General features: G+C 66.7%; 29 protein-coding genes. 10 read left to right on the forward strand and 19 right to left on the reverse strand.

Translation table 11 applies throughout. The annotated features are described in order from the left end of the window. Positions 1 to 7: 7 nt before the first annotated feature. From ACTU6U_RS03625 to ACTU6U_RS03635, 3 genes are read right to left on the reverse strand one after another with little or no spacing between them, the layout of a single operon-like run. On the reverse strand, positions 8 to 811 hold the full coding sequence (locus ACTU6U_RS03625; protein ID WP_443467777.1) for a nitroreductase family protein: 804 nt from the start codon (positions 809 to 811) through the stop codon (positions 8 to 10). A 4-nt stretch (positions 812 to 815) separates the two neighbouring features. Continuing rightward, the gene (locus tag ACTU6U_RS03630) at positions 816 to 1,202 is read right to left on the reverse strand and encodes a hypothetical protein (protein ID WP_443467778.1); all 387 of its coding nucleotides are present in this window, start codon (positions 1,200 to 1,202) and stop codon (positions 816 to 818) included. A gap of 46 nt (positions 1,203 to 1,248) precedes the next feature. Further along, positions 1,249 to 2,037, reverse strand: coding sequence for a MerR family transcriptional regulator (locus ACTU6U_RS03635; protein WP_443467779.1), 789 nt, complete (start codon positions 2,035 to 2,037; stop codon positions 1,249 to 1,251). 146 nt (positions 2,038 to 2,183) lie between these two features. Between ACTU6U_RS03635 and ACTU6U_RS03640 the strand changes: the two genes are divergently transcribed. Both ACTU6U_RS03640 and ACTU6U_RS03645 read left to right on the forward strand, forming a co-directional pair. Further along, positions 2,184 to 3,023 (forward strand): DUF4097 family beta strand repeat-containing protein, encoded by an 840-nt coding sequence (locus ACTU6U_RS03640; RefSeq protein ID WP_443467780.1) that lies wholly within the window; start codon positions 2,184 to 2,186, stop codon positions 3,021 to 3,023. Beyond that, a complete protein-coding gene (locus tag ACTU6U_RS03645) occupies positions 3,020 to 3,652 on the forward strand; it encodes a PadR family transcriptional regulator (RefSeq protein ID WP_443467781.1) in 633 nt (210 codons plus the stop codon). Before ACTU6U_RS03640 ends, ACTU6U_RS03645 begins: the two co-directional genes overlap by 4 nt. 6 nt (positions 3,653 to 3,658) lie before the next feature. On the opposite strand, the gene ACTU6U_RS03650 is transcribed toward ACTU6U_RS03645, so the two are convergent. Next, positions 3,659 to 4,201 carry a universal stress protein gene (locus ACTU6U_RS03650; protein ID WP_443467782.1) on the reverse strand — a complete coding sequence of 181 codons (543 nt, stop codon included), beginning with the start codon at positions 4,199 to 4,201 and terminating at the stop codon, positions 3,659 to 3,661. 149 nt (positions 4,202 to 4,350) lie between these two features. Between ACTU6U_RS03650 and ACTU6U_RS03655 the strand changes: the two genes are divergently transcribed. Then, positions 4,351 to 4,539, forward strand: a complete 189-nt coding sequence (locus ACTU6U_RS03655; protein ID WP_206494397.1) for a DUF3073 domain-containing protein — start codon at positions 4,351 to 4,353, stop codon at positions 4,537 to 4,539. 106 nt (positions 4,540 to 4,645) lie between these two features. Continuing rightward, positions 4,646 to 5,470: an MOSC domain-containing protein gene (locus ACTU6U_RS03660; RefSeq protein WP_443467783.1), complete on the forward strand. Its 825-nt coding sequence runs from the start codon at positions 4,646 to 4,648 to the stop codon at positions 5,468 to 5,470. An 8-nt stretch (positions 5,471 to 5,478) separates the two neighbouring features. On the opposite strand, the gene ACTU6U_RS03665 is transcribed toward ACTU6U_RS03660, so the two are convergent. The 3 genes from ACTU6U_RS03665 to purM are packed head-to-tail and all read right to left on the reverse strand — an operon-like array spanning position 5,479 to position 9,383. Beyond that, positions 5,479 to 6,783, reverse strand: coding sequence for an MFS transporter (locus ACTU6U_RS03665; protein ID WP_443467784.1), 1,305 nt, complete (start codon positions 6,781 to 6,783; stop codon positions 5,479 to 5,481). Next, the gene (gene purF, locus ACTU6U_RS03670) at positions 6,780 to 8,237 is read right to left on the reverse strand and encodes an amidophosphoribosyltransferase (RefSeq protein ID WP_443467785.1); all 1,458 of its coding nucleotides are present in this window, start codon (positions 8,235 to 8,237) and stop codon (positions 6,780 to 6,782) included. The genes ACTU6U_RS03665 and purF overlap by 4 nt, the downstream gene beginning before the upstream one ends. 6 nt (positions 8,238 to 8,243) lie before the next feature. After that, positions 8,244 to 9,383 carry a phosphoribosylformylglycinamidine cyclo-ligase gene (purM, locus tag ACTU6U_RS03675; RefSeq protein WP_443467786.1) on the reverse strand — a complete coding sequence of 380 codons (1,140 nt, stop codon included), beginning with the start codon at positions 9,381 to 9,383 and terminating at the stop codon, positions 8,244 to 8,246. 79 nt (positions 9,384 to 9,462) lie between these two features. Here purM and ACTU6U_RS03680 point away from each other — a divergent pair, with 79 nt between their 5' ends. Then, positions 9,463 to 10,068, forward strand: coding sequence for a zinc-binding alcohol dehydrogenase (locus ACTU6U_RS03680; RefSeq protein WP_443467787.1), 606 nt, complete (start codon positions 9,463 to 9,465; stop codon positions 10,066 to 10,068). Between the two features lie 3 nt (positions 10,069 to 10,071). Here the strand turns inward: ACTU6U_RS03680 and ACTU6U_RS03685 are convergent, their stop codons facing one another. Beyond that, positions 10,072 to 10,386 carry a potassium transporter Trk gene (locus ACTU6U_RS03685; RefSeq protein WP_443467788.1) on the reverse strand — a complete coding sequence of 105 codons (315 nt, stop codon included), beginning with the start codon at positions 10,384 to 10,386 and terminating at the stop codon, positions 10,072 to 10,074. A 36-nt stretch (positions 10,387 to 10,422) separates the two neighbouring features. Further along, complete coding sequence (locus tag ACTU6U_RS03690; RefSeq protein WP_443467789.1) at positions 10,423 to 10,791, reverse strand: sterol carrier family protein; 369 nt, start codon at positions 10,789 to 10,791, stop codon at positions 10,423 to 10,425. Positions 10,792 to 10,821: 30 nt separating this feature from the next. Here ACTU6U_RS03690 and ACTU6U_RS03695 point away from each other — a divergent pair, with 30 nt between their 5' ends. Beyond that, a complete protein-coding gene (locus tag ACTU6U_RS03695; RefSeq protein ID WP_443467790.1) occupies positions 10,822 to 11,508 on the forward strand; it encodes an NUDIX hydrolase in 687 nt (228 codons plus the stop codon). A gap of 68 nt (positions 11,509 to 11,576) precedes the next feature. On the opposite strand, the gene ACTU6U_RS03700 is transcribed toward ACTU6U_RS03695, so the two are convergent. Continuing rightward, positions 11,577 to 12,302 carry a DUF805 domain-containing protein gene (locus ACTU6U_RS03700; RefSeq protein WP_443467791.1) on the reverse strand — a complete coding sequence of 242 codons (726 nt, stop codon included), beginning with the start codon at positions 12,300 to 12,302 and terminating at the stop codon, positions 11,577 to 11,579. 114 nt (positions 12,303 to 12,416) lie between these two features. Here ACTU6U_RS03700 and purD point away from each other — a divergent pair, with 114 nt between their 5' ends. Beyond that, positions 12,417 to 13,694 carry a phosphoribosylamine--glycine ligase gene (gene purD / locus ACTU6U_RS03705; RefSeq protein WP_443467792.1) on the forward strand — a complete coding sequence of 426 codons (1,278 nt, stop codon included), beginning with the start codon at positions 12,417 to 12,419 and terminating at the stop codon, positions 13,692 to 13,694. Between the two features lie 152 nt (positions 13,695 to 13,846). Here the strand turns inward: purD and ACTU6U_RS03710 are convergent, their stop codons facing one another. From ACTU6U_RS03710 to ACTU6U_RS03720, 3 genes are read right to left on the reverse strand one after another with little or no spacing between them, the layout of a single operon-like run. After that, positions 13,847 to 14,410 carry an ROK family protein gene (locus tag ACTU6U_RS03710; protein WP_443467913.1) on the reverse strand — a complete coding sequence of 188 codons (564 nt, stop codon included), beginning with the start codon at positions 14,408 to 14,410 and terminating at the stop codon, positions 13,847 to 13,849. After that, positions 14,308 to 14,838: a GNAT family N-acetyltransferase gene (locus ACTU6U_RS03715; protein WP_443467793.1), complete on the reverse strand. Its 531-nt coding sequence runs from the start codon at positions 14,836 to 14,838 to the stop codon at positions 14,308 to 14,310. Before ACTU6U_RS03715 ends, ACTU6U_RS03710 begins: the two co-directional genes overlap by 103 nt. Positions 14,839 to 14,882: 44 nt before the next feature. Continuing rightward, a complete protein-coding gene (locus tag ACTU6U_RS03720) occupies positions 14,883 to 16,400 on the reverse strand; it encodes a DHA2 family efflux MFS transporter permease subunit (protein ID WP_443467794.1) in 1,518 nt (505 codons plus the stop codon). Between the two features lie 56 nt (positions 16,401 to 16,456). Between ACTU6U_RS03720 and ACTU6U_RS03725 the strand changes: the two genes are divergently transcribed. Next, positions 16,457 to 17,329: a phosphoribosylaminoimidazolesuccinocarboxamide synthase gene (locus tag ACTU6U_RS03725; RefSeq protein WP_443467795.1), complete on the forward strand. Its 873-nt coding sequence runs from the start codon at positions 16,457 to 16,459 to the stop codon at positions 17,327 to 17,329. 170 nt (positions 17,330 to 17,499) lie between these two features. Continuing rightward, on the forward strand, positions 17,500 to 18,840 hold the full coding sequence (locus ACTU6U_RS03730; RefSeq protein ID WP_443467796.1) for a uracil-xanthine permease family protein: 1,341 nt from the start codon (positions 17,500 to 17,502) through the stop codon (positions 18,838 to 18,840). A gap of 45 nt (positions 18,841 to 18,885) precedes the next feature. Here ACTU6U_RS03730 and ACTU6U_RS03735 read toward each other — a convergent pair whose 3' ends face one another. Next, positions 18,886 to 20,436 (reverse strand): 5-oxoprolinase subunit B/C family protein, encoded by a 1,551-nt coding sequence (locus ACTU6U_RS03735; RefSeq protein WP_443467797.1) that lies wholly within the window; start codon positions 20,434 to 20,436, stop codon positions 18,886 to 18,888. Positions 20,437 to 20,439: 3 nt separating this feature from the next. Beyond that, the gene (locus ACTU6U_RS03740; RefSeq protein ID WP_443467798.1) at positions 20,440 to 21,204 is read right to left on the reverse strand and encodes a LamB/YcsF family protein; all 765 of its coding nucleotides are present in this window, start codon (positions 21,202 to 21,204) and stop codon (positions 20,440 to 20,442) included. 81 nt (positions 21,205 to 21,285) lie between these two features. Here ACTU6U_RS03740 and ACTU6U_RS03745 point away from each other — a divergent pair, with 81 nt between their 5' ends. Beyond that, positions 21,286 to 22,107, forward strand: a complete 822-nt coding sequence (locus ACTU6U_RS03745; RefSeq protein ID WP_443467799.1) for a VOC family protein — start codon at positions 21,286 to 21,288, stop codon at positions 22,105 to 22,107. 16 nt (positions 22,108 to 22,123) lie between these two features. Here the strand turns inward: ACTU6U_RS03745 and ACTU6U_RS03750 are convergent, their stop codons facing one another. Genes ACTU6U_RS03750 through ACTU6U_RS03765 form a run of 4 tightly spaced genes read right to left on the reverse strand, consistent with a single transcriptional unit; the run spans position 22,124 to position 26,506 of the window. Continuing rightward, positions 22,124 to 23,119: a LacI family DNA-binding transcriptional regulator gene (locus ACTU6U_RS03750; protein ID WP_443467800.1), complete on the reverse strand. Its 996-nt coding sequence runs from the start codon at positions 23,117 to 23,119 to the stop codon at positions 22,124 to 22,126. Positions 23,120 to 23,148: 29 nt separating this feature from the next. Continuing rightward, entirely contained in the window at positions 23,149 to 24,570 is a 1,422-nt protein-coding gene (locus ACTU6U_RS03755) for a GH1 family beta-glucosidase (RefSeq protein WP_443467801.1), read from the reverse strand. 5 nt (positions 24,571 to 24,575) lie between these two features. Beyond that, the gene (locus ACTU6U_RS03760) at positions 24,576 to 25,463 is read right to left on the reverse strand and encodes a carbohydrate ABC transporter permease (RefSeq protein ID WP_443467802.1); all 888 of its coding nucleotides are present in this window, start codon (positions 25,461 to 25,463) and stop codon (positions 24,576 to 24,578) included. Further along, complete coding sequence (locus ACTU6U_RS03765; protein WP_443467803.1) at positions 25,460 to 26,506, reverse strand: carbohydrate ABC transporter permease; 1,047 nt, start codon at positions 26,504 to 26,506, stop codon at positions 25,460 to 25,462. The genes ACTU6U_RS03760 and ACTU6U_RS03765 overlap by 4 nt, the downstream gene beginning before the upstream one ends. Positions 26,507 to 26,518 lie beyond the last annotated feature (12 nt).

Genomic DNA, 26,518 nt, shown 5'->3' on the forward strand with positions numbered 1-26,518 from the left:
GCCGCAGTCACGCGGTGGGCGGCGAGTCCCATCCCTGTTGCGGCGTCTCGCAGTCCTCTCGGAAGACGTACTGCGAGACGCGCTTGCGCTGGCTGCTGGACCAGTCGATCGACGGACGGCGCTGCTCGGGCGGCAGGTAGCCGAGGCGGTACACGGCCATCAGCTCAAGATCGTCGGGAACGTGCAGCAGCCGGACGATCTCGTCCCAGCGGCCGGGGACCTCCATCGGAAACGAGACGAACTGGATCCCCATGCCGAGCTCGAGGGTCGTGAGCCACACGTTCTCCATCGCGGCCCCCATGCTGAACACCGAGTAGAACGACGACAGTTGTCCCGGACGATTCTCGCTGCGGTCGAGCATGACCCCGAGCAGCAGCGGCGAGCCCGCCACGAGTTTGCGGTTGTCGGCGCCGAGCGTCTTGGGCACACCGAAGGCGTTCATGAGCGCCTGCCCGCGCTTCGTGAACACCTGGCTGGTGAAGGGTCGAAGCGCCGCGGGCAGCCTGTCAAACAGCATCCCGCTGCGTGTGGCGTCCATCTCGGCCTGGCTGAAACGGAAGTAGGGCTTGTACCGTTCGAAGAACGTGCCATTCGACATCGCCTCGGTCATGCTCTCGCCGGAGATCCGAGCGATCTCGTCGATCGTCTCGCGGTTCTCGATCACGACGAAACGCCACGGCTGACTGTTCAGCTGAGAGGGAGCGCGCCCGGCCGCTTCCAGCAGCACGCGCTGGTGCTCCTCAGAGACCGGGTCTGGCAGGAAGGCCCCGTTGGTGGTCTTGCGACGGCGAATGGCATCGAGCAGTTCCATGCGTTCACTTTCGATGAGAGTCCGCCCGAGAGCAGACGAGGCCCGCGGCGATGAAGGGGGCGGCCGACAGCGCGATGAGAGGATGCCACCGGGTGCGTGCTCCCACGAAGGCGATCACCGTCAGCGGCACGGCAGCGGGCATCAGCGCCAGGGCCGCTCGGCGACCTGCCTCCCGCCGGTCACCCCACGCGCCCATACCGACCAAGCCCGCGCCGATCGCTGCGACGACCGAGGCGCACGTGGCGATGTACAGCACGTGATGCAGCCAGCGAAAGCCGCTGCTGTCGACGAGCCGTGCGGCGACCACGGCTCCCAGAGCGCAGTTCGCCGCATAGCTGACCGCCGCTGCTGCGAACAGCGGCGGCGCAGTCGACTCCGAGCGACAGCTCATGTCACGACCCTACGTCCCGGTGGCCGCCGAAGTCCCGATCGGGCGCCTAGAGATTCGCCTCCGCGTAGACGCGCAGCGCGTCACGGACGAACTCTGCACCGCGGGTCCCGCCGTCGGCGGTGGCATAGTTCGCACCGAAGCGCGGGTCAGCGACGTACATCTCGCCGAGGCCGGTGACATAGGCCTTCCCGTCCCCACCGTCCACGGATGCCGGTGTGCCCGGTACGTCGCGCAACCAGTCCACGTGACGCTTCGCGAGCGCCTGTGCCTCGTCTGAATCCGGCGCGGCTCCCGTCTCGGCTGCGGCAATCCAGTCGCGTGCGAGGGAGGACACCCGTCGCTGCCGCTCAGCGCGCTCGACCTCCGCCATCCCCATCCACCAGCGATCGCCGTCGGCGTAGGCTTTCTCGCCCCACCGGTGTTGCACTTCGTCCCTGTATCGGGTGTGATCGAAGCCGTCGAACATGTTCTCTGCCATGAGAGATTCACCTGCTTTCATTGCATTGATGGTCATCTCGACCGACGCGATCTGCCGCGACAGCCGGTTCTGCTCCTCGCGCAGATACGCGAGATGCGCTTCAAGAGCGGATGCCTCACCGGCATCCGTATGGGCTGCATCGAGCAGCTCCCTGATCTGCGGTAAGCCGAGCCCCAGCTCCCGCAGCAGCAGGATGCGCTGCAGCCGCACGAGGGCCGTCTGGTCGTAGTGCCGGTAGCCGTTGCGGGCGATGCGCGATGGGGCGAGCAGTCCGATGTCGTCGTAGTGACGCAGCGTTCGACTCGTGGTTCCCGCCAGCCGTGCGATCTCCTGGATCGACCAATCCTGTGTGCTCACAGCGACCTCCTCTCGATACGCCACTGTAAAAGTTGACGTCGCGTCAATGTCAAGAAGAACACCCGAACCCTCTTGACAAACTCACGATATATCGTGTTATCGTTCTCGAACGCGATATATCGCGATCTACCATCGAGGAGAATCCCATGACCGAGAAGTGGCTCATCGCCCCCGGCGAAGAACGCGTCATCGACATCGCTCACGCCTCCCGGCTCAAGGTCGGCCTGATCGGCGGGCAGGTCGACGTCATCGCCCACGACGAACCAGGCATCCGCGTCGAGGTGAGCGGCGTGACCGTAAAAGACCTCCGCATCGAATCCGACGGAACACAGATCGAGATCGACCACCCGCAGCTGGGGTGGGACAACTTCCTCGAGGTGTTCCGCAACTTCGGCTCCGGCGGCCCTCGCGCAGAGGTGAGCGTCGCCGTCCCCCGCAGCATCGCCCTGAACCTCGGCGTCGTGAGCGCCGGCGCTCTGGTCTCCGGACTCACCAACGATGCACGCCTGAACACCGTCTCCGGCGACATCATCGTCGACACGCACACCGGTGATCTGACGCTCAACTCCGTCTCGGGTGACGTGCAGGTGCGCGGTCTCACCGGAGCTGCGAACGCGAACAGCGTCTCGGGAGATGTCGCCCTGACTGGCTCCGTCCGCAAGGCGACCGTCGACACGGTCTCCGGCTCCATCTGGGTGGATGCCACCGGGGCCGTCAACACGATCACCCTGAACACCGTCTCGGGCAACAGCACGATCCGCCTCGAAGAGACGCTCCCCGCCAACTACGTCGTGCGCTCGATGAGCGGCGGCATGCTGATCGACGGCGTCGACCGCGCGAGCTCCGGCCCCCGCAGCTACACGGGCTCCACTGGGGAGCTCGCAGGATCGTTCGTCGACATCCGCAGCAACTCCGTCTCGGGCGATACGACAGTGCTCCGCCGCCCCCTGACCACCGTGGCCGACGACGAGGAGTGGGACTCATGACTCCCCCCGTCTTCTCGCACGGCGACCTGAGGCTGTATCTGCTCTCGCTCCTCGCCGAGGCCCCGCAGCACGGCTACGGCATCATCCAGGCGCTCACCGACCGCACCGGCGGCACCTACACGCCGAGCGCGGGAACCATCTATCCCAGGCTCGCGAAGCTCGAAGAAGAGGGACTCGTCACCAAGACGGTCGAGGGACGCACGACGATCTACGCGATCACGGATGCTGGCCGCACCGAACTCGCGGATCGCGAAGGCGACCTCGCCGGGATCGAGTCCGGTCTCGCCGACTCCGTGCGCCTCATCGCAAACGAGGTGCGCCAGAGCGTGCAGCAGGCAATGAAGAGCCTGCGCGCGGACCTGGCGGCTGCGGCGAACGATGAGCGAACAGCCGCCAAGGCGCGCCCATCCACGGCAACGCCGATGAGCGATGAGCGGATCATCAGCCGTGAGCAGCTGCACCGCGCCGATGCATCCATCAACGCCTTCCGCGCTCGCGTGCGCACCGATCTGCGCACGCATGTCGCCCGCGGCGGCGTGCTCGCCGAGTCGGTCGTGACTGACCTCGAGAACGCATTGGATGCCGCGGCACGCACCCTCACCCAGTCATTGGGATCCGCCGGGCGCTGAGCCGGTCTACTCAGACCAGATCTCGGGCTGATCGTCGGGGACCTCTTCCTCAAGCGGAACAACGAGGATGGGTCGGTGCTGACGGTGAGCAAGACGCGCGGCCACAGAGCCGGTGAAGAATTCGCGGATCGATTCGCCGAGTCCGCGGTTGCGGGTGCCGACGACGATCAGCTGGGCATCGATCTTGTTCGCGAGCTGCTTCATCGCGAGTGCCGGGTCGCCGACCAGTTGACGAGCGGTCCACGTGATGCCGGTGTCCTCGAGCACGGATCCGGCCTCAGCCTGCACATCTTCGAACTCGGCAGCGCCTGCGTCGGCGTTCAGATCGATGGGGGCGGAGTGCACGTAGCCGTCCGGGTCCTCATAGGTCACGAAGCGCGTGACGTCGACGTGGGCGACCACGAGGGGCACACCGAACACCTTCGCGTATCGCGCAGCCTCTTCGAGAACGTGCGGTGATTGGCCCGGCTGCATGCCGACGATCACAGCCTTCTGCAGCGCGGCATTCTGGCTTGCTTCGTCGGACGGGGAGGAGGTCTGGTCAGTCATATGGATCGTTCCCTTCACCTGCCGGCGAAGGCCAGATGCCCTGGCCCTCGTGCTATCCTGAATGCTACTCTTACCGGCCGCACGCCGGTGTCGTGAAATGCTGTGGGCCTCCAAAAGCCCACAGCCTAACTCGTAAGGGGGTCTCGCGCATGGGCCGTGGCCGTCAAAAAGCGAAACACACCAAGATCGCCCGCGAACTCAAGGCGTACAGTCCGTCTTTGAACACTTCCGCGCTTGAGCGTGAGCTTGCTCACCCGTCGGACGACGAGAACGCCTACGTCGACAAGTGGGCCGATGAGTACGCGGACGAAGACGAAGACGAACTCGAAAAGGCCTGAGCCCGAGTTCGCACCGTGCTGATCGCAGGACACTGACCCGCACGCCGCCGGTATCCGGCGCGCGTGGCGGGGTCTGTCGTCGCCCGCACCTGCGAGAATGACGATCATGCCTCGCGTCGTCGCTCTCTTCCGCCACCCGATCAAGGGCTTCACTCCCGAGCGCCTCGACGAGCTGACGATCCAGCCGGACGGGCGCGTGGCGGGCGATCGCGTGCTGGCATTCCGATTCGCCGATGCCGCGACTCCCGAGCTGCGCGATGGCCTCGACTACTGGCCGAAGTCCAAGGGCCTGGCGCTGCAGGACTTCCCCGCTCTCGCCGCGCTCCGCCTCCAATACGATCAGTCGACCCTGCAGGTGAGTCTGTTCCACGACGAGACGCTCCTGGTCGATGCCGCCCTCGATGCCGACGGTCGCGCGCAGCTCGAGGCAGTGGTCACGGAGTACGTGCAAGGCACCGCCGATGCGCGCCGCCTGCAGCGCGCGGGGAGGCTGCCGCTGCGTCTGGTCGGTGACGGCGAGCGCTCGCGCTTCCAGGACCGATCGCGCGGCTACGTCACCGTGCACAGCACGGCCAGCGTCAGCGCCCTCGGCGGCGCGCTTCAGCTTCCGATCGATGATCGACGATTCCGCTCGAACGTCGTGATCGACGGAATCGGAGCCAGTGAAGAGCTCGAGTGGACCGGCAGCATCCGGATCGGCGAGGTGACGTTCGAGGCCGCGGGTCCCATCATCCGGTGTCTGGCGACCCACGCGAATCCTGACACCGGCGTTCGGGATGCTCCGGTGCTGACCACACTCACCGGCGCGTTGGGGCTCGCAGAGCCCGCACTCGGCCGCCTGCTGCTGCTCTCCGGCGTGAGCGGCGACGTCGACGATCGCTCAGGGCACGGCGGCGTCATCCGCGTCGGCGACGAAGTCGTCGCCGACTGAGCTCTGCGTCACCAGCGGCCGTGGCGCCGTTCCCACTCGTCTTCGACGGTGCGCCGCCTGCCGGCGATGTAGCCGAAGGGGGCTGCGACGACGAGCACCGCGGCCATGACGAGCAGCGGCACTGTCCATCCCGACGTCATCTCGTGCAGCACGCCCACCAGAAGCGGGAAGACGGCGGCGAAGATGTAACCGGCGCCCTGCACGAAGCTGCTCAGCGCCACTGCGCTCTCCGGCGTGCGGGCACGGATGCTGATGAGCACCAGTGCCAGCGGGAAAAGCACACCGACCACTCCGAAGATCGGCACCCACAGCCACACCGTGACCGCATTCGCCCAGAACAGCAGGCCGGCAATACCCACGAGGCCGCACACGATGCCGACGAAGAACAGCGTCCGCGTCGCTTGGAAGCGCACGACCAGAACGGGCACCAGCAGCGATGCCGGCAGGCTCATGAGCGCGAACAGCGACATCAGGAGCCCGGCCACGCTTGCCGAGACACCGGTGAGATCTGTGACGATCGCCGGGAGCCAGGTGAACGACACGTACGCCATGATCGATGACGTGGCGAAGACGACGGCGATCGACCAGGCCAGCGGCAGCCTGGCCAGTCGCGCGAACGCCCGTGAGCTCGCCGGTGCCACCATCACCGGCCCGGTCGACAGTTCAGCAGGGTCGAAGTCCGAAGCGTCTCGAGGCGCAGCCGGCTCGGCCGCGGCCACGGGGCGCACCGCATCCGTTCGTCCTGTGACGAGCATGATGACCCACGGCACCGCTCCAGCGAGGGCGAAGACGCCCCAGATCCCCAGCGAGGTCCGCCAGCCGGCGGCATCCGCCAGCGGTACCGCGACCAGCGGCGGCAGGAACGTCGACACCGATATCGCGGTCGTGTAGAGCGTCAGCATCATGCCGATGCGATCCGGGAAGTATTTCTTCACCAACGGCGGCACGAGAATGTTGCCCATGCCGACTCCGGCGAAGATCAGCGCAGAGGTGCCGAGCAGCGGCAGAGCGCCGAAGGACAGCCCGCGCAGCACCAGACCTGCGGCGATCACGATGAGCGCGAACACGGTGACGCGTTCGAGACCGAAGCGCCGCTCGAGCAGCGGAGTGCTCAGGCCGAAGATGGCGAAGCACACTGGGGGCGCCGTGCCGATCAGCCCCACGATCGCGGCCGGCAGGGTGAAGTCTGCGGAGATGTAGTCGAGCAGGGGCGAGAGCGACGCGACCGCTGAGCGCAACGAGAACGCGCACAACAGGATGCCGAGGACTGCAAGGGCCCGCCCCCGCCACAGCGGCCGAGAGGTCGCCGTCACGAACTCTGCGAGCTCTCCACCCAGTCGAGATACTCCTCGGTGACGGTGCCGGTGACATAGCGCCCGTCGAAGCAACTCATATCGAGATCGGTCAGCTCGGAACCGTCGATGATGGCCGCCTTGAGGTCTTCGACCTCCTGGAACACGAGGTGATCGACGCCCAGCTCTTCGGCAATCTCTGGGATCGTGCGGCCATGCGCGATGAGCTCGTGCTTCGACGGCATGTTGATTCCGTAAACGTGCGGATAGCGCACGGGGGGAGCGGCAGAGGCGAACGTGACCGAGAGCGCCCCGGCATCCCGTGCCATCTGGATGATCTGCTTGCTCGTCGTGCCGCGCACGATCGAGTCATCGATCAGCAGCACGTTCTTGCCCTGGAACTCGGTGGACATCGCGTTGAGTTTCTGGCGCACGCTCTTCTTGCGCACCGCCTGCCCCGGCATGATGAAGGTGCGGCCGACGTAGCGGTTCTTGTAGAAGCCCTCGCGGTACTCGATGCCCAGCTTGCGGGCGACCTCCATCGCAGAGGGACGCGCCGAATCCGGGATCGGCATGACGACGTCGATCTTCTCGCGCGGTACGTGCTTGGCGATCGTGTCGGCAAGGCGCTCGCCCATGCGCAGACGCGACTCGTACACGGCGATGCCGTTCATCGTCGAGTCGGGCCGGGCGAGGTAGACGTACTCGAAGGCACACGGGAAGAGCTTGGGATCGGCAACGCACTGCTGCGAGTGCAGCTCGCCCTCGTCGGTGATGAAGATGGCCTCACCGGGTGCGACCTCGCGGACGACCTCGTAGTCGCCGTTCTCGAGCACCAGCGACTCGCTCGCGACGATCCACTCGTCGTGCTCCCTGCCCTCGCGGCGCCCGAGGATCAGCGGACGGATGCCGAAGGGATCACGGAATGCCAGCAGACCGTAGCCGGCGATCACCGCGATCACTGCGTACGCACCCTCGATCCGCTCATGCGTGCGGGCGACTGCTTCGAAGATGCGCTCCGGGTCGAGATCGACATCGGATGTCGTGGCCTGCAGCTCACCGGCGAGCACGTTCAGCAGCAGCTCGGTGTCGCTGGAGGAGTTCAGGTGGCGGCGGTCGCGCTTGGCCATGTCGGCGGTGAGCTCACGGGTGTTGGTGAGGTTGCCGTTGTGGATGAGGACGATGCCGTAGGGCGCGTTCACGTAGAACGGCTGCATCTCTTCTTCGCTGGATGCTGTGCCCTTGGTGGCGTACCGGACGTGACCGAGCCCGACGTTGCCGAGGAGCGAGCGCATGTCGCGGGTGCGGAACGCCTCGCGAACCATCCCCTCGGCCTTGGCCATGTGCATGATGCCGCTGGGCTCAGCCGTAGCGATGCCGGTGGCATCCTGACCGCGGTGCTGCAGAAGCAGCAGAGCGTCGTAGATGTCCTGGTTGACCTGGCCGCCTGCGACCACTCCGACGATTCCGCACATGGGGTGTTATTTCGCTCCGTCCGCGTATGCGCCCACCAGGCGCACTGCTCCGCCGTCGACGCCCTTGGCGCCTTCTTCGAACTCTCCGGCCGGGCGCTGACCCGTGCCGACTGTGGCGACCTGCCAGGCATCGATGCCCTCTGCGGCGAGCGCTGCGATCGCGGCATCCTTCTGACGCTGGTCGATGACCGCGAGGAAGCCGATGCCGAGGTTCCAGGTGCCCTCGGTCGATTCGAGGCTGGTGCCGGAGATCTCGCTGAGAACCCGGAACACGGGACTCGGCGACCACGTCGAGCGATCGACCTCGGCCCAGCTGCCGACCGGCAGCACGCGAGCGAGGTTGGCTGCGATGCCGCCGCCGGTGACGTGGCTGAGCGAGTGAACCGCGCTCGGTTCATTCGGCCCCTGAGCCTGTCGAAGGGTCTCGAGCAGGCGCAGCAGCGGCAGCGTGTACAGGCGGGTCGGCTCGAGTAGCGTCTCTCCCCAGGTCTTGCCGAACTCTGCTGCCTGGTCGCTGTAGCCGATGCCCGCGCCGGTGATGATGTGCCGAACGAGCGAGTATCCGTTGGAGTGCAGGCCGCTCGATGCCAGAGCCAGAACGACATCGCCGTCCTGCACGCGGTCAGCACCCAGCACGGCGTCGGCCTCGACGATGCCCGTGGCCGCACCCGCGACGTCGTAGTCGTCCGGGCCGAGAAGGCCCGGGTGCTCAGCGGTCTCGCCTCCGACGAGCGCGGTGCCGGTTGCGGTGCACGCGTCGGCGATTCCACGCACGATGTCGGCGATGCGCTCGGGGACGACCTTGCCGCAGGCGATGTAGTCGGTCATGAACAGCGGCTTCGCGCCCACCACGACGATGTCATCGACGACCATGCCGACCAGGTCCTGCCCGATCGTGTCGTGCTTGTCGATCGCCTGCGCGATCGCGACCTTCGTGCCGACACCATCGGTGCTGGTCGCCAGCAGCGGCTTGGTGTAGCTGAGAAGAGCCGAGGCATCGAACAGGCCGGCGAATCCGCCGACACCGCCGAGCACTTCAGGTCCGTGCGTCGCGCGCACGGAAGTCTTCATCAGCTCTACCGCGCGGTCACCCGCAGCAGTGTCGACGCCGGCTTCGGAATAGGGATTGGTGGAGGAGGCAGCCACGACACAAGACTACAGTCGCGCGACGGGTCTGAATTCCGAGAAGCCAGCTTCTGCCCGGCGATCTCCCTAGGATGGGGCCATGGCCGACAAGCCGCAGTGGTTGATTCGTGAGGACGCCGGTGTTCCGGTGCTCATCGCGCTGGCCCTGCGACAAATGCTCGGTATCCGCGAACCCGACGACCTGCCGTCGCTGCGCGACCTGCAGGTTCGCGCACCGGATGCCGTCGACGCAACGCCGGAACTCGAGAAGCAGTGGCGCGAGTACTGGAACATGACCATCGAACCGCGCGCCCACACATCCGAGGTTCCGCTCGAACTCGTGGAAGGATTCGACACTCTCGTCGCGCTGCCCGCCACGGGAGCAGAAGCGCTTCGCGCGGCGATCGAGCCGCTCAAGGCCGCCGCGCTGCAGTATGCGAAGGACGCGCGCAACCGCTATTTCCAGACGATGAAGACCGCATCGGGCGGAAACGCCTATCGGGCGTACGCCAGCGCAATCGCCGAGTTCGAGCGGGAAATCGGCCGGCGAGCCCACTCCTTCGAACTCAACGTGCAGGTGCTGCCGTTCTCACAGCGCGGAGTCTGGTGGATCGGCGCACTCACTGTCGCCGTCACCGACGGACTCCGACGTGACGTCGTGGCCTTCGATGCGGCTATTCGCCCGGTGATCGGCGAACTGGCGTAGCACTCAGTCGGAGGCGACGATCGTCTCACGGTCGACGCGCACGACGCGGTCGTGACGGCGAGCGATCCGCTCGAGCAGGATCGCGACGAGACCGCCGAGTGCGAGTCCGATCGGGACCGTCCACAGCAGGGTGAACCCGAAGACCTGGTTCGGCGTGTAGATGACATCGAGCGTCTCGGACGGCTCGTAGCTGCCCACCATCGTCAAGATGCCGGCGGCGATGATGCCGAGCACCACGCCGATCGCCATGAAGACGCCGTAGCGAGGCACTCGCCGCACGGTGGCTTCGACGGTCTCGCTGGAATCGGTGGAAGACATGCATCCATTGTCCCACTGTCTGCGCGAGAGATCGCCCTATGGGCGCAGCGGCAGCAGCCCGTTCAGGTCAGCGCGCGTGCCGGAGGCATGCACACGGCCTTGTGCGACAGCATCCGCCCATGGTTCTGCTCCGGTCGCGAGCGCGACCCAGGTCGCGGCATCCATCTCGATCACATTCGGAGGAGTGCCGCGCGTGTGGCGGGGGCCCTGCACGACCTGTACTGCCCCGAAGGGCGGCACCCGCACTTCGACACTGTTCCCCGGCGCCTTCTCGTCGAGCAGCTGCAGCAGATACCGGACCGCGGTGGCCGACGACGTGCGCGCCGGCTTCTCCCCTGTAGCCATCGCTGTGCGCACAGCATCCAGAGCCGCGCGCCCTTCAGCGGTGTCGATCTTGCGAGCCATCCCCTCAGCCTATGGCGGGGTTAGGCTCGAATGGTGACCGACAGCCAGCGACCGGAAGGCGCGCGTGCCCAGCTTCTCGCCGCTGCGCACGGCAACGGCTGGGACCGCCGTGTGCTTCCGCCGCTGCCCGAGGGTGCCAAGGCCCGCGCCTCGGCCGTGCTGATCCTGTTCGGCGTACTTGACAGCATCCCCGCCCGCACAACGGATGCCGCCGTTGCGAGAGACCTCGACGTCCTGCTGCAGCGGCGGGCGTCCACGCTGTCATCTCACCCGGGGCAGGTGTCTTTCCCGGGAGGCGGGCGCGACCCGGAGGACCGTGACTTCATCGACACCGCTCTGCGTGAGGCCGAAGAGGAGACGGGGCTGGATCCGGCCGGGGTCGAGGTGCTCGCCGCTCTGCCCGAACTGCCGCTGGCCGCCAGCAACCACAACGTCACACCGGTGCTCGGCTGGTGGACGAAGCCCTCGAAGGTCGCCGCTGTCGACCATGCCGAGACGGTCGAGGTGTTCCGGGTTCCGGTCGCACAGCTGCTCGATCCTGCGACGCGCTACACGTCGACGATCGCTCGCGGGTCGGACGTGTTCAAGGGTCCGGCGTTCGACATCGACGGCACGATCGTGTGGGGATTCACCGCGATGGTGCTCGATCGACTCTTCGACAACTGCGGGTGGACCGTGCCCTGGGATACTACGGACGAACGCCCCGTCACTCTCTGAACAGCCCGCCTTGCTCTGAGACGACGAGAGCCGCCAGCGCGGACGCCGGCGGCTCAGGTCAGTGCGAGTCAGCGCTGGTCGAAACGCTGTCCCTGCGGGTTCGACGGCAGGATCGTGAAGACCAGCACGACGAGCGAGCCGATGTAGGTGAACGACAGGAACCAGAAGGGCCCTGCGAAGTTCGCATCGTGCAGGCGGCGCCAGCTGATCGCGAGCGTCGGGACGATGATGCCGAGGCCGAAGATCGCCAAAGCGACGCCCACGACAGCGGTAATGGCAACGGCCCAGCCGGCATCTCCCGTTTCATACGACTGCGCGGCACTGATTCCGGCGCTCACAGCGATCAGCACGATGGCGACGAGCGCGACCAGAGAGATGAACAGCTGCACCCACCAGTACTCGCTGCGCGATGCGCGTCCGGTGAAGGTCACGTAGCTCTTGAAGAAGCGGGTGATGGCCTGACCGAAGGTTGCGCCGTACAGGGGCAGCGTCAGGTCATCGGGGCTGCTCGCACCGCGCGGCACGGCCGGGTACACCGGGAGCGCCGCTGCACCGTAGGCGGGTGCCGGGTATCCGGGCTGCGCCGGATAGCCGGGCTGAGCGTAACCGGGCTGCGCGGGTGCGGCGTAACCCGGCTGTGCCGGGTAACCGGGCTGGGCGTAGCCGGGCTGCGCCGGAGGGGCGGGATAATTCTGTGGAGCAGCGGGAGCACCCGGATACGGTGCCGGCGGCTGCGGTGGTGCGGGCTGCTGCGGGGTCTGCCACGTGGGTTCCTGCGGCTGCTGGTCAGTCATGATGCTCCCTCCGATGAAGCATCCGACTGACGCTCCCCTCGGCTGGTGAGCTTAGCAAGGGGCGAACACCACATCCGTGGTCTATTGCCGCGCGGGCCTCGATAGTCTGGTGACGTGAAGATCCTCGTCCTCGGTTCCGGTGCCCGTGAGCACGCGATCATCCTCGCGCTGAAGTCCGAAAGCGCAGGGCACGAGCTTTTCGTCTCGCCCGGTAACGCCGGCATCGCCGCAGATGCGAACCTCGTCACCCTCGATCAGCTCGATGGCGGTGCCGTTGCTTCCTTCGCGAACGAGCACTCGATCGACCTCGTCGTCATCGGTCCGGAAGCCCCCCTCGTCGCCGGTGTCGCAGACACGCTCCGCGAGCGCGGCATCCCGGTGTTCGGGCCCGGCAAGGCCGCCGCGCAGCTCGAGGGCTCGAAGGCTTTCGCGAAGCGCATCATGGATGCCGCAGGAGTGCCCACCGGACGCGCGGTCCGCGCAGCATCCATCACCGACGTCGAGCAGGCCTTCGATGATCTCGGCGCTCCCTACGTCGTCAAGGCCGATGGTCTCGCGGCCGGCAAGGGCGTCATCGTCACTTCCGATCGCGCCGAGGCCCTCGCGCACGCCGAGCACTACCTGCCGGCAGGCCCCGTGCTCGTCGAGGAGTTTCTCGCCGGCCCCGAGGTCTCGCTCTTCTTCCTCTCTGACGGCGACACTGTGCGGGCGCTCAGCCCCGCTCAAGACTTCAAGCGCGCCTTCGACGGCGACGCGGGCCCGAACACGGGCGGCATGGGTGCGTACTCTCCCCTCCCCTGGCTCGACGAACAGTTCGGCAGCGAAGCGGCCTTCGTCGATCTCGTCACCGAACAGGTCGCACTTCCCGTGATCCGCCAGATGGATGCCGAGGGCACCCCGTTCATCGGTCTTCTCTATGCCGGTCTCATCCTGACCACGGCCGGCGTAAAGGTCATCGAGTTCAACGCGCGCTTCGGCGACCCGGAAACCCAGGTCGTGCTGCCGCGCCTGCGTACTCCGCTGTCGCAGCTGCTGCTGGCTGCGGCATCCGGCACCCTTGAAGACCAGCCCGCTCCCGTCTTCTCGGACGACGTTGCGATCACAGTCGTGCTCGCAAGCGAGGGGTACCCCGAAGCTCCGCAGACCGGCCGCCAGATCTCGGGTCTTGCGGATGCCGCAGGCATCGAGGGCGTCGGGATCGTGCATGCTGCCACGGCAGGGCCGGATGCTCCCGGCGGCGACCTCGTCGCCACGGGAGGCCGCGTGCTCAACGTCGTCGCGGTCGGTTCGAACTTCACTGACGCCAGGACGCGCGCGTACGACGCCATCGGGCGTATCGGCCTCGACGGCTCGCACTACCGCCGTGACATCGCCGCCAGCGTCAGCGAGTGACTCGGCCCGCTGAGGCTGCGCCTGGTTCGCGCGGCTGATTCCTGGTTCGCGCGGCTCTTCGCTGTTCGCGCTGCTACTACTTCTGCAGCGCGAGCAGGTTTGAGTAGCGCGTAGCCGCGCTCCACCTGTCGAGCCGGCGAATCGCGCGGCCTTCAGCGCTCGAAGCCGAAGCTCTGCGGCAAGATCTCCGGCGAGATCTCCGGCGAGATCTCCGGCGAGATCTCCGGCGAGAGAGCGTACTCGACCGCCAGCCTGCTCGCGCCCCGCATCGCGGCTTCGCCGGCCGTCCCGGACTGCACTATCGCGAAGCCCTCAGTCGCGAGGGGCATCGAGCGCGTATACACGACCTCGCGGACTCCGGCGATGAGGCGCTCGCCGACCCGTGCCATCGCCCCGCCGATCACGATCACCGACGGATTGAGCAGACTGACCGATGCCGTGAGCACCTCGCCGAGATCGCGCCCGGCCTGACGCACCGCCTGCGGTGCTCTTCTCAGATTCGCCTGTTCGGGCTGCAGTTTCCTGTTCGGGCTGCTGTTTCCTGTTCGGGCTGCAGTTGTTTCTGCAGCGCGAACAGTTTTCAGCAGCGCGAAGGAGTGGGCTGTAGCTGCAGCTACAGCGCGATCCAGTAGCGGCGTACGCTCGGGTGACCCTGCTCGGCGGCATCGATCACGTCTTCGAGCTCGCCACCCGCGCCCTCGATCGTGCGGAACGATCCGGCGTTGTCGTCGTCACAGGTCAGCATGACCTGGTCGAGGCCGAGTTCCCGCGATCGTTCCAGCGCAAGGGCGAGCCCGGCGCGGGCATACCCCTGGCGTCGACGCGTCGGGCGCACAGCATAGCCGATGTGTCCGCCGAACCGACGAAGCCAGTCGTTCAACTCGTGTCGGAGCGATACGAAGCCGACGACCTCACCGGCATCGGTGATCCAGTACAGATCGTTGTGCACCCGCCCATCGGGCGCGGGGACGCTCGTGTCGGAGATGACCTCGGCCTTGGCGATCAGCGCGTCGAGCGTCTCATGATCGCCACTGGTCGGCGCAGTCATTCCCGAACCATCGATGTGCTCGCCACCGAACTCTGCGACGGCCGCCGCCCAGGAGTCGAAGAGGGCGGTCGTGGGGCGGGTGAGTTCGATCGTCATCGCAATAGCCCATCATGACCGGTGAGATGCCCGCAAACTGATGCCTACTTGTTGCGCACACCCTTGTTGCGCACACCCAGGTGCGCAGGCCTGCGCAGGAACAGCACGGCGGCAACGCCGAGAAGAATGACCGCGGCCGGCATCAGCATGGTCTGCGCCATCGCCGCGGCGAAGGGTCCTGCGACAGCATCTGGCATCTTGCCCTCGCCGAACCCGCCCGACGCATCCTCTGCGCCGGGCAGATTCGCGACGAGCCTGCTCTGCATGAACACGGCGATCGCGGCCGAGCCCAGCACAGACCCGATCGTGCGCATCGTGTTGTAGATGCCGGCACCGGCACCGGCCTGATGCATCGGAAGGTCACGGGTCGCCGTGGTCGCCAGCGGACCCCACATGCCGGCGTTTCCGAGACCGAGGATCGCAGAGGGGATCAGCAGCCAGCCGATCGGGGTATCGACGTTCATCATCGCCGCGAACATGAACAGCGAGAGCGACACGAGCAGCAGCCCGGGCACGAGCATGGCGCGCGGATCGATGCGGTCGAGCAGCTGGCCGGCGAACGGCGAGACGACGCCCGCGGCGATCGCCATCGGGATCAGCAGCAGGGCGGACTCGGTCGGGCTCAGCCCACGGGCGGTCTGCAGGAAGAACATCAACGGCAGACCCTGCGCGGTCACCGTGAACCCGACCGTGACGATCGTGATGTTCGACCAGGCGAAGTTGCGATTGCGGAACAGCTCCATCGGCACGAGCGGCTCGTTCTTGGTGCGCGCCTGGTGCCAGAGGAACAGCCCCAGCACCACGACACCGGCGATGATCAGGCCCCACACCGAGATCGGACCCCAGATGACACCCCAGTCGTAGGCTTCGGCCTCTTGCAGCCCGAACACGATGAGGAACATCGCGATGGCGCTGAGGAAGACACCAGGGATGTCGAAGCGGTGCTTGTGCGTCTCGAGCTTCGGCACGAGGATGCACGCCAGCACGAAACCGACCACGCCGACCGGCAGGTTGATGAAGAAGATCCACTCCCAGCCGAGAGCGTCGACGAGGAATCCGCCGGCGAGCGGACCGACGAGCATCGCGACACCGGATGCCCCGCCCCACAGCCCCATCGCCGCGCCTCGACGCTCGGGCGGGAAGGTGCGCGTGATGACGGCCATGGTCTGCGGCGTCAGCAGCGCGGCGCCGATGCCCTGCGCGGCGCGCGCCCAGATGAGCCCGTCGAGCGTGGTCGACAGTCCGCACCACAGCGAGGCGAGAGTGAAGATCGCAAGGCCTGTGAGGTAGATGTTCTTCGGTCCGAACCGGTCTCCGAGGCGACCGGTGACCAGGAGAGGTACGGCATAGGCCAGCAGATAGGCGCTGGTGACCCACACGACGCGGTCGAGATTGTTGGAGTTCGGGTCGAGTGCCTCTTTGATCGCCGGATTCGCGACACCGACGATGGTGGTGTCGACGAGGATCATGAAGAACCCGATCACCAGCGCCCACAGCGCCGGCCAGGGGCTGCGCTCGGGCGCCTGGTCGGATCCCGTTCGAGATGCGGTGGCGTCGCTCACCCGGCAACGGTACACCCGAGAACCGACACCGCCGTCGGGACGGGGATAATGGGCGCATGAGCATCCCCACGAGCGAAGCGAACAGCATCCCCGGCTGGCGTCATCTCTACTCCGGCAAAGTCCGTGATCTGTACGCCTCAGCGGATCCCGCCGACACTCGCATCCTCGTCGTGGCATCCGATCGGGTCAGTGCATTCGACTTCGTGCTCTCTCCCGGTATCCCGCAGAAGGGAGCTCTGCTCACACAGCTCAGCCGCTGGTGGTTCGAGCAGCTCGACTTCCCGAACCATCTCGCACAGGGTGAGATCCCCGCCGAGGTCTCCGACCGGGCGATGCTCGCACAATCGCTGGAGATGCTGCCGATCGAGTGCGTCGTGCGCGGGTACATCACCGGCAGCGGCTGGATCGAGTACCAGGAGAGCGGCACGGTCTGCGGCATCCCGCTTCCGGCAGGGCTCCGCAACGGCGACCGCCTGCCCGAGCCGATCTTCACCCCGGCCTACAAGGCGCCGATGGGCGAACACGACGAGAACATCACCTTCGAGCGCGCGGTCGAGCTGGTGGGCGTGGAACGCGCGGTAGAGCTGCGCGACGCATCGCTCGCGATCTACGCGCGCGCCGCGTCGATCGCCGAGGAGCACAGCCTCATCCTCGCCGACACCAAGTTCGAGTTCGGGACGGATGCTGAAGGCACACTGCGCTTGGCCGATGAGGTGCTCACGAGCGACTCATCGAGATATTGGGATGCCGCGGCCTGGGAATCCGGACAGACCCCGTCCGAGCGGATGGCAAGCTTCGACAAGCAGATCGTCCGCAACTGGCTGGCGGCGAACTGGGACAAGCAGGGTGAGCCGCCCGCACTCCCCGAGGAGATCGTCGAGCGCACCGCCGCACGATACCGCGAGCTCATCGAGCGCCTGACCGCGTAGGCGCCGTCCGACACTTCGGGGGCCGTCTGCACGGATGTCGGACGCGAACGGCCGAACGGTCCTATATCTGTCGTTGCGGCCCCCTTTCTGTCACGCCCGGATCGCGCCATGCACGGCGAACGCGCAGCAATCGATAATGTTGCTCCTAGCCCGAAAACTGAGGAGCACGCATGCCCGTGTGGAAGATTCATGGCGATGGTCGCAACGTCGCCCCCGACCAGGTCGTCAAGCCCGAAGAGCGCCTGAACTGGCCCGCGACCTTCGCCATCGGCGCACAGCACATCGTCGCGATGTTCGGTGCGACGTTCCTGGTTCCGATCATCACCGGCTTTCCGGTCTCGACGACGCTGCTGTTCTCGGGAATCGGCACGCTGCTCTTCCTGATCATCACGCGCAACCGCCTCCCCAGCTATCTGGGCTCATCGTTCGCCTTCCTCGCCCCGATCACGGCGATCAACGGCGGCGGTGCACTCGAGACCCCGCAGCAGATCGGCCAGGCCCTGGTCGGCGTGCTCGTGGTGGGAGTCCTGCTCGCAGGAGTCGGGTTCCTCGTGCAGGCAGTGGGCATCGCCTTCGTCGACCGCTTCATGCCGCCGGTCGTGGCGGGATCGATCGTCGCGCTGATCGGCTTCAACCTCGCCCCCGCGGCGTGGAACAACTTCACGCTGCAGCCTGAGCTCGCCTCGGTCACTCTGATCGCCGTCGTGCTGTTCAGCGTGTTCTTCCGCGGATTCCTCGGTCGCATCTCGATCTTCCTCGGCGTGATCGTCGGCTACATCGTCGCGATCTTCACCGGACAGGTCACATTCGACGGCGTCGCAGAAGCGGCCTGGATCGGACTGCCCGACTTCCACCTCGCCGCGGTCACCGACCCCGGAGCCTGGGCGTTCGCGCCGATGTTCCTCCCGGTCGTCCTCGTGCTCATCGCCGAGAACGTCGGCCACGTCCGCGGTGTCGCGACGATGACCAACGACCCGTCGATCAACAAGCACACCGGGCGCGCCCTCATCGCAGACGGTGTCGCCACGACGCTCGCCGGCGGTTTCGGCGGATCGGCGACCACCACCTACGGCGAGAACATCGGCGTCATGGCCGCGACCCGCGTCTACTCGACGGCCGCGTACTGGGTGGCAGGTTTTGCCGCCATCCTGCTGGCGTTCTCACCAAAGATCGGCGTGATCTTCAACACGATCCCCGCAGGAGTGCTCGGCGGCGTGACCACTGCGCTGTACGGCCTCATCGGCGTCATCGGCATCAAGATCTGGGTCGATAACCGCGTGGACTTCTCGCGTCCCGTCAACCAGTACACGGTGGCGGTGTCGTTCGTGATCGCCGTCGGTGGCTTCGCGATGTCATGGGGTGCGTTCCAGCTCGGCGCGATCGTCATCGGCACGGTCGCGGCCCTGCTCATCTACCACCTGGGCAACGCGATCGCCCGCTGGCGCCGCTCGGGCGCTGACGATGGTGGCCCGATCCCGGCGGTCGGCCCGCTCGGCGGCGACCCGGAGTAGGGGCCCTCAGCACCGAAGCCAGCGCCGGCCACCGGATGCCGTGGCTCAGCCGACGCAGAATCGCACCCGCGCGCCCGGCGGCAGCTGTGCCGCGAGGTCGAGGCAGGAATCGGTGAGCGCACCGATGATCGGATATCCGCCGGTGAGCGGGTGATCGGGCAGGAACAGCACCGGCTGCCCGTCACCGGGCACCTGTATCGCACCGCTCACCGCACCCTCACTCGGCAGCTCTCCCTCGACGGCGCGCGCGAGCGGCACCTCACCCTGCAGACGGACCCCGACCCGGTCAGCCCGTGACGTGACAAGCCATTCCTGCGTCGTCAGTGTGTGAAGAGCGGATGCTGTGAACCACTCATCACGCGGACCCAGAGTGATGCTGAGCTCGACGAGATCGCCCGGCGCCGGCAGCTCGCGCGTCACCACGGTGGGATCGACGGCCCGCCTTGGCGCCGCCCCCACACCGACGACATCGCCGGCTGCGAGCGGCGGGGGGCCGAGCCCGGAAAGGGTGTCGCTCGAGCGGCTGCCCAGAACGGATGCCGCCCGCACCCCGCCGCGGATTCCGATGACGCAGCGCAGACCCTGCGTCGGATACCCCAGCTCGAGCTCATCCCCGTCGGCTGTGGCGAAGGGGCTGCCGTGCACGATGTCACGCACCTCACCCGCGTGATTCGTCACTGTCAGATCGCCCACGGCTCCCGTCACCACGCCGACGCCCGCGCCGTGAAAACGCAGTGCTGCTCCCCCGACGCTCTCCAGCACCGCGGCGTCTCGATCGTTGCCGACCGCGCGGTTCGCATCGCGCATGGCCGTGCGATCCGCCACGCCGGATGCCGAGACCCCGAGGCTCGCGCGTCCAGGACGGCCGGCATCCTGGACCAGCAGCTGCATGGATGTGCGGATGACCTCCACACTGGTGCGAGGCGAAGGCTTCTCGCCCCTGACGCTCACGGCAGGAGCGGCGGGAGCGGCGGGAACCGGGAGCACGGGTCGCTCAGAACGTTCGAACCTCACCACAACCCCCGGCACGAGCGGAGCAGGCGGCTCACGATCGAGGTCCCACATCACGGCATCCGTGCGTCCGATGAGCTGCCAACCGCCAGGGCTCTCTCGCGGATACACGCCCGTGAAGGCCCCTGCGAGCGCCACCGCTCCTGCCGGTACGCGCGTGCGCGGCGACGACCTTCGCGGCACATCGAACAGCGGATCATCGCCGACGATGTACCCGAACCCCGGCGCGAACCCGGAGAACGCCACCCGCCAGTCCGCAGCGAGATGTCGGCTCACCAGCTCGTCCGTCGATACGCCCAGAAGCGAAGCGGTCTCGGCGAGATCGTCCCCGTCGTACTGCACGGGGATCGTCACCTCGCCCGCGGGCGGCATGTGCTCGTCCTGCGGCTCGGCCGCTGAGAGGAGTTCTGCCAGCGCGGCCGCCGACGTTCGCAGCGGATCGAAGCACACGAGCACGGTCCGCGCGCCGGGAACCCGCTCGATGATGCCAGGCAGCCCACGCCAGGCGAGGTTCAATCGCATCGCCTCGTCGAGGTCGGCTGCTTCGACGAGGAGGGCGCGATCGGATGCGGTGAGAATGCGCATCGATCACCCGCCGGCGAAGGCTGCGATCGTGATGCCGTTCTGCTGCAGCATCCGCTTCGTCTCTGCAGCCATGGCGACCGACCCCGGGCTGTCGCCATGCACGCAGATCGACTGCGCGTCGACGCGCACGTCGGTGCCGTCGATCGCGCGGATCACTCCTTCGTCCGCCAACCGCGCCATGCGCTGTGCCACCACCGCAGGGTCGTGCAGCACGGCGCCCTCGTGCGCGCGCGGGACGAGCTGCCCGTCCGGGCGATAGGCGCGGTCAGCGAATGCTTCGGATGCCACGGCAAGCCCCGCCCTCGACGCGATGTCGAGGACAACGCCGCCTGAGATCCCCAGCAGGACGAGATTCGGGTCGATCGCGCGGATCGCGGCGACGACGTCGGCCGCCTGTCGCGGATCGTGAGCGATGGTGTTGTACAGCGCACCGTGCGGCTTGACGTATTGCACCCTGCCGCCGACTGCAGACGCGAGTCCCATCAGCGCGCCGAGCTGATACTCGACATCGGCCTGCAGGGTTTCCGAGTCCACATCCATCTCGGTGCGACCGAAGTTCTCGTAGTCGCGATACCCGGGGTGAGCGCCGATCACGACGCTGTGTCGGACGGCGGTCGCGAGCGTCTCGCGGATGCCCGCAGAGCTCCCGGCGTGAAAGCCGCACGACACGTTCGCGCTGCTGACGATCTCGAGCATCGCGGCGTCGTCGCTGATGATACGACTCGGAACGTTCTCACCGAGATCCGAGTTCAGATCGATCATGGGCATGATCCAGACGATACTCGGAATACTTTCGCGCCTGTCGCCGTTTCACCTGTCATGACGAAAACACTTGCCGAGGCAACAACAATGGGCGCTGTCACCCTGTTCGTCGCCGACCTCGACGCGATGACGGCCTTCTACCGTGACATCATCACTCTTCAGGTGCTGGGCGCCGAGGGCGACACCGTCACGCTCGGGCGCGCCGGTGTGCCGATCGTGATCCTGCAGCACTCGCCGGGCCTGAAGCATGCTGCCCGCGGGTCGGCCGGCCTCTTCCACACCGCGATCGTCTTCGAGTCACAGGCGGCACTGGCATCCGCCCTTCTCTCTGTCGCCCAGCGCGCGCCGCAGACCTTCACCGGCAGCGCCGACCACCTCGTAAGCCAGGCGTTCTACCTCACCGATCCCGAGGGCAACGGAATCGAGCTGTACTGGGACCGCGACCGCTCGGAGTGGTCGTGGACGCACGGGCAGGTCGAGATGGCCACGCTGTACCTCGACCCGAACACCTTCCTCCAGGAGCACCTCGGCGAGGAGCCCGCCGACATGGCGCCCGCCCGAGTCGGCCACGTACACCTCTCGGTCGGCGACGTCGCCACCGCACGCGACTTCTACGTGCAGCGACTGGGATTCGACGCGACCCTCTCCATGGGAGAGCAGGCCCTGTTCGTCAGCGCCGGCGGCTACCACCACCACATGGCGATGAACGTGTGGAACTCACGGGGCGCGGGGCCCCGGATGCCGGCGCTCGGCCTCGGTCAGGTCGACCTCGCCCTGCCGGACGCCGACAGCCTCGGAGAACTCGGCGAACGACTGAAGCACTTCGGTACCCAGGTCGCCGACGACGGACGCACGCTGACGTTCAGTGACCCGTGGAACAACACCCTCAAGGCGCAGTTGGTCGCGTGACTGCGCACCTGCCCTCTTACGCCGAGGCGCGCACCACCAGCTCGGTCGGCAGAATCGTTACGGGTAGTGGCTCTTCGCCGCGCAGCCTCGACAGCAGTACGGCCGCCATCTTCTCGCCCATGGCGTACATCGGCTGCCGCACGGTCGTCAGCGGCGGGTCTGCGCTCAGAGCGACGGGCGAGTCGTCGAAGCCCACCACGGCCACATCTTCCGGAACCCGCAGACCCGCCCCGCGCAGGGCAGCGATGGCTCCCCGCGCCATGAGGTCGCTGGCGACGAAGATCGCATCCGGCTGACCGTCTGCGAGGATCAGACGAGCAGCCTGCGCGCCGCTGCCTTCACTGTAGTCGCCCGCGACCTCAGCGAAGGGAGCGAGCCCGGCATCCGCGAGCGCCGCACGAAAACCCTCACTTCGATCGACGGAGGCGAGCATCGTCGCCGGACCCGCGATCGTCGCGATCCGCGTGCGGCCGAGGTCGATCAGATACTGGGTCGCGATGCGTCCTGCGGCGATATTGTCGACGTCCACGACGTACTCGCTCGCCCGCTGACGCTGCGGCCGACCACCCCAGACCACCGGCAGCGCATCCGACATGCGCTCCACGAACGCGTCACTCGTGTGGTGCGAGACGATCAGTGCGCCGTCGACGCCGCCGTTGCGCACGAAGCTCGTCATCTTGTCGCCGGGGTCGTCGCTGGCGATGAGCAGGTTCAGCACATAGTCCGAACCGCCCAGCGTCGCAGTGATCCCCGCGACGATGGACGCGAAGAACGGGTCTCCGAAGAAGCGCGTGGTGTCTTCAGGGACAATCAGCGCAATCGCGTTCGTCTGCCGCGAGGCCAGCGAACGGGCAGCCCGATTGGGCACGTAGCTGAGCTCGGCGATCGCCGACTGCACGGCCTGGAGCGCCGTAGGGCTCACCGACGTCGACCCGTTCACGACACGGGATACCGTCGACCGGGACACCCCAGCGGCGGTCGCCACCTCTTCAATCGTCGCGCGCGAGACCACGGCTCTCCCTTCTGCCGCTTCTCCGACAGTCAGAGCGAGCGTGCGGCGATAATCCGAGCGTACTCGCGACCGCTGTCTTTCACCGTGCGCTTCTGAGTGTCGTAGTCCACGCGCACGATCCCGAAGCGCTTGTCATAACCCCAGGCCCACTCGTAGTTGTCCATGAGTGACCAGTAGAAGAACCCTCGCACGTCGACGCCGGCCTCGGCGGCATCCAGCACTGCCGACAGGTGCGCGCGCACGTACGCGACACGATCGGCATCGTGGACCTGACCGTCTTCGGCGACGACGTCGTTGAAGGCCGCACCGTTCTCGGTGACGTAGAGCGTCACGTCGCGCTCGGCGGTGTACTCGTCCGAGAGACGGTGTAGCAGGCGAGTGAGACCCTCCGGCTGGATCTCCCAGTTCTGCGCCGTGCGCTCAAGCCCCCGCTCAACGGCATGGATGCCGGCATCAGAGGGGTACGGGCTGCGTCCCTTGCGCTCGGTGGCCGGGCCGCCGGGCAGAGGCGGGTTCTCCTGCGCGGTGCCCGAGAGAAAATCACCGTGGTAGTAGTTGACGCCCTGCGTATCGATCGGCTGAGAGATCGTCTCGAGGTCACCGTCGTGGATCGCTGCCTCGAACTGCGCGACGGCAGCCGAATCGACCGCACGGAAATCCTCGACGATGTCCGCGGGATACTCTCCGCGATAGATCGGGTCGAGGAACCAGCGGTTGAACTGTCCGTCGACTCGGCGCGCAGCATCCACGTCACCGGCGTTGTTCGGGTCGGCGGGGTCGGCGACCGTGTGGTTCAGGGTGATGCCCAGATTGAGCGATGCGTCGCGCGAGCGCAGCTCGCGGACCGTCTCACCGTGCGCGAGCAGCTGGTGGTGCGCTGCCAGCAGGCCCTCACTGATGCTGGTGTGACCGGGGGCGTGCTCGCCACCCGTATAAGAGAGGAACGACGAGCACCACGGCTCGTTCAGCGTCGTCCACACCTTCACGCGGTCGCCGAGCGTATCGTGCATGGTTCCGGCATAGTCGAGGAAGCGCGAGACGACGTCGCGGTTCGTCCAGCCGCCGTTCTCCTGCAGAGCCTGGGGCATGTCCCAGTGGTACAGCGTCAGCCACGGCATGATGTCCGCGCCGAGCAGCTCGTCGACGAGGCGCTTGTAGAAATCGACGCCCTTCTCGTTGACGGCGCCACCGTCGGGACGCACTCGTGCCCACGACGTCGAGAAACGGTAGGTCTGAAGCCCCAGCTCCTTCATCATCGCGACGTCGCTCTCGTAGCGGTGGTAGTGATCGCACGCCACGTCGCCGTTGTCGCCGCCGATGACCGTTCCCGGCACACGGGAGAACTCATCCCAGATTGAGGCGGTGCGCCCATCTTCGAACGCCGCACCCTCGATCTGGTAGGCGGCAGTCGCCGCACCGAAGAGGAAGTTCTCGGGGAAATGCCTGGTCATAGATGTCATCCTTTCACCGCGCCCGCCATGATGCCACTGACCAGCTGCTTGCCTGCGACCACGAAGAGGATCAGCAGGGGCAGGGTTGCGAGCACCGCACCGGTGAGCACGATTGAGTAGTCGATGTAGTAGCCGGACTGCAGCTGGCTGAGCGCCGTCTGCAGGGTCGGGTTCTGGGGAGAGAGCACGATGAGCGGCCAGAGGTAATCGGTCCACGCCGTCATGAAGGTGAACAGGCCGAGGATCGCCATGGCGGGGCGTGCGGCGGGGATTCCGACCGTGAGGAAGGTGCGGAACTGGTTCGCGCCGTCCATGCGCGCGGCCTCGATGAGCTCGTCAGGGATGACATCGACGAGGTACTGGCGCATGAAGAACACCCCGAAGGCGGTGACCAGCGTCGGCACGATCACGGCGCCGATCGATCCGGTCCAGCCCATCTCGCGCATCACCATGAACAAGGGGATGATACCGAGCTGAGTGGGGATGGCCATCGTGGCGACGACGAAGATCATCAGTCCCTCGCGTCCGCGGAAGCGCAGCTTCGCGAAGGCGTATCCGGCGAGAGTGGAGAAGGTCACGACCGAGAGCGTGATCACCGTGGAGATGATCACCGAGTTGCCCAGGGCCAGCCAGAACGGGATCGCGTCGAAGACCTTGGCGGCGTTCGCGAAGAAGTTGCCGCCGGGGATCAGCGGCAGCGTCTCGCCGCGGGTGGAGTTGGTGCCGCTCGCGACGACCACCGACCACCACAGCGGGTACACGCTGCCGGTGATGAAGGCTGCCAGCAGCCCGTAGGTGAGGAAGCCGGGACGGCTTCCGACACCTGCGACACCACCGCTGCTCCTGCGGCGACGGATCTTCTCCGGCACGCTGAGGGCCTGCGTCGCGCTCATCGCTGTGCTCCTGTCTTGGCCTGGCTCTTTCGGGCGCGGCGTCTGGCCGCGCGGTTCTTCGGTGCGTCACCGGTGGAGATCCCGCGCGTGAGCAGGAAGTTGATCACGCCGATCGCCACGATGAGCACGAACAACAGGATCGCAACGGCGGATGCTTCGCCGAGATTGCGGCGGAAGAATGCCATCTCCCACAGGAACAGCACCGTGGTCTGGAACTGCCGGTCGCTGCCGCCGATGCCGCCGGCGGTGGACACGTCGAACAATCGAGGCTCGGCGAAGACCTGCAGACCACCGATCGTCGCGGTGATGATCACGAAGATGAGGGTCGGGCGGATGGTGGGAATGGTGATCGAGAAGAAGCGGCGGATGGGGCCGGCGCCGTCGATCGCGGCGGACTCGTAGAGATCGCGCGGCACGGCCTGCATCGCGGCGAGCAGGATGAGCGCGTTGTATCCGGTCCAGCGGAAGTTGACCATCGTGGCGATCGCGATGTGCGAGAGGAAGGTGTTGTGCTTCCACTCCTGGTCGACGATACCGATGAGGTTCAGAAGATTGTTGGCGAGGCCGTCGGCCTCGTTGAAGATGCTCGAGAAGATGATCGCCACGGCGACAGGGGTGACGACGAAGGGGATGAGGATGCTCATCCGCCAGAACGTGGGGGCGCGAAGGCCGCGGTCGAGCAGGTAGGCCACGATCAGTGCGACCGCGAGCTGCGGGATGGCCGAGAGCAGGAAGATGCTCAGCGTGTTGAGGATCGAGTTCCAGAACATCGCATCGCCGAGCACCTCGATGAAGTTCCCTGCCCCGACGAAGTCGCCCTGGCCCTTGAGCAGGTCCCAGTCGAAGACTGCGACATACACCGTGTACAGCAGCGGGAACAGCCCGACGAGGCCGAACAGCAGGAAGAACGGCGAGATGTAGAAGTAGGGCGAGGCGTTCTGGTCGAACCGGGATACTCGATGACGCCAAGAACGTCGTTTACCGGCAACCACCGGATCGGCGGTGGCGACCACACGCTCCTTGGGTGGGGCAGTGAGAGTCATGATTGTGTCCTT

Origin of the sequence: Microbacterium zouquanmingi (assembly GCF_052266695.1) — a bacterium.
Lineage (GTDB): Bacteria > Actinomycetota > Actinomycetes > Actinomycetales > Microbacteriaceae > Microbacterium.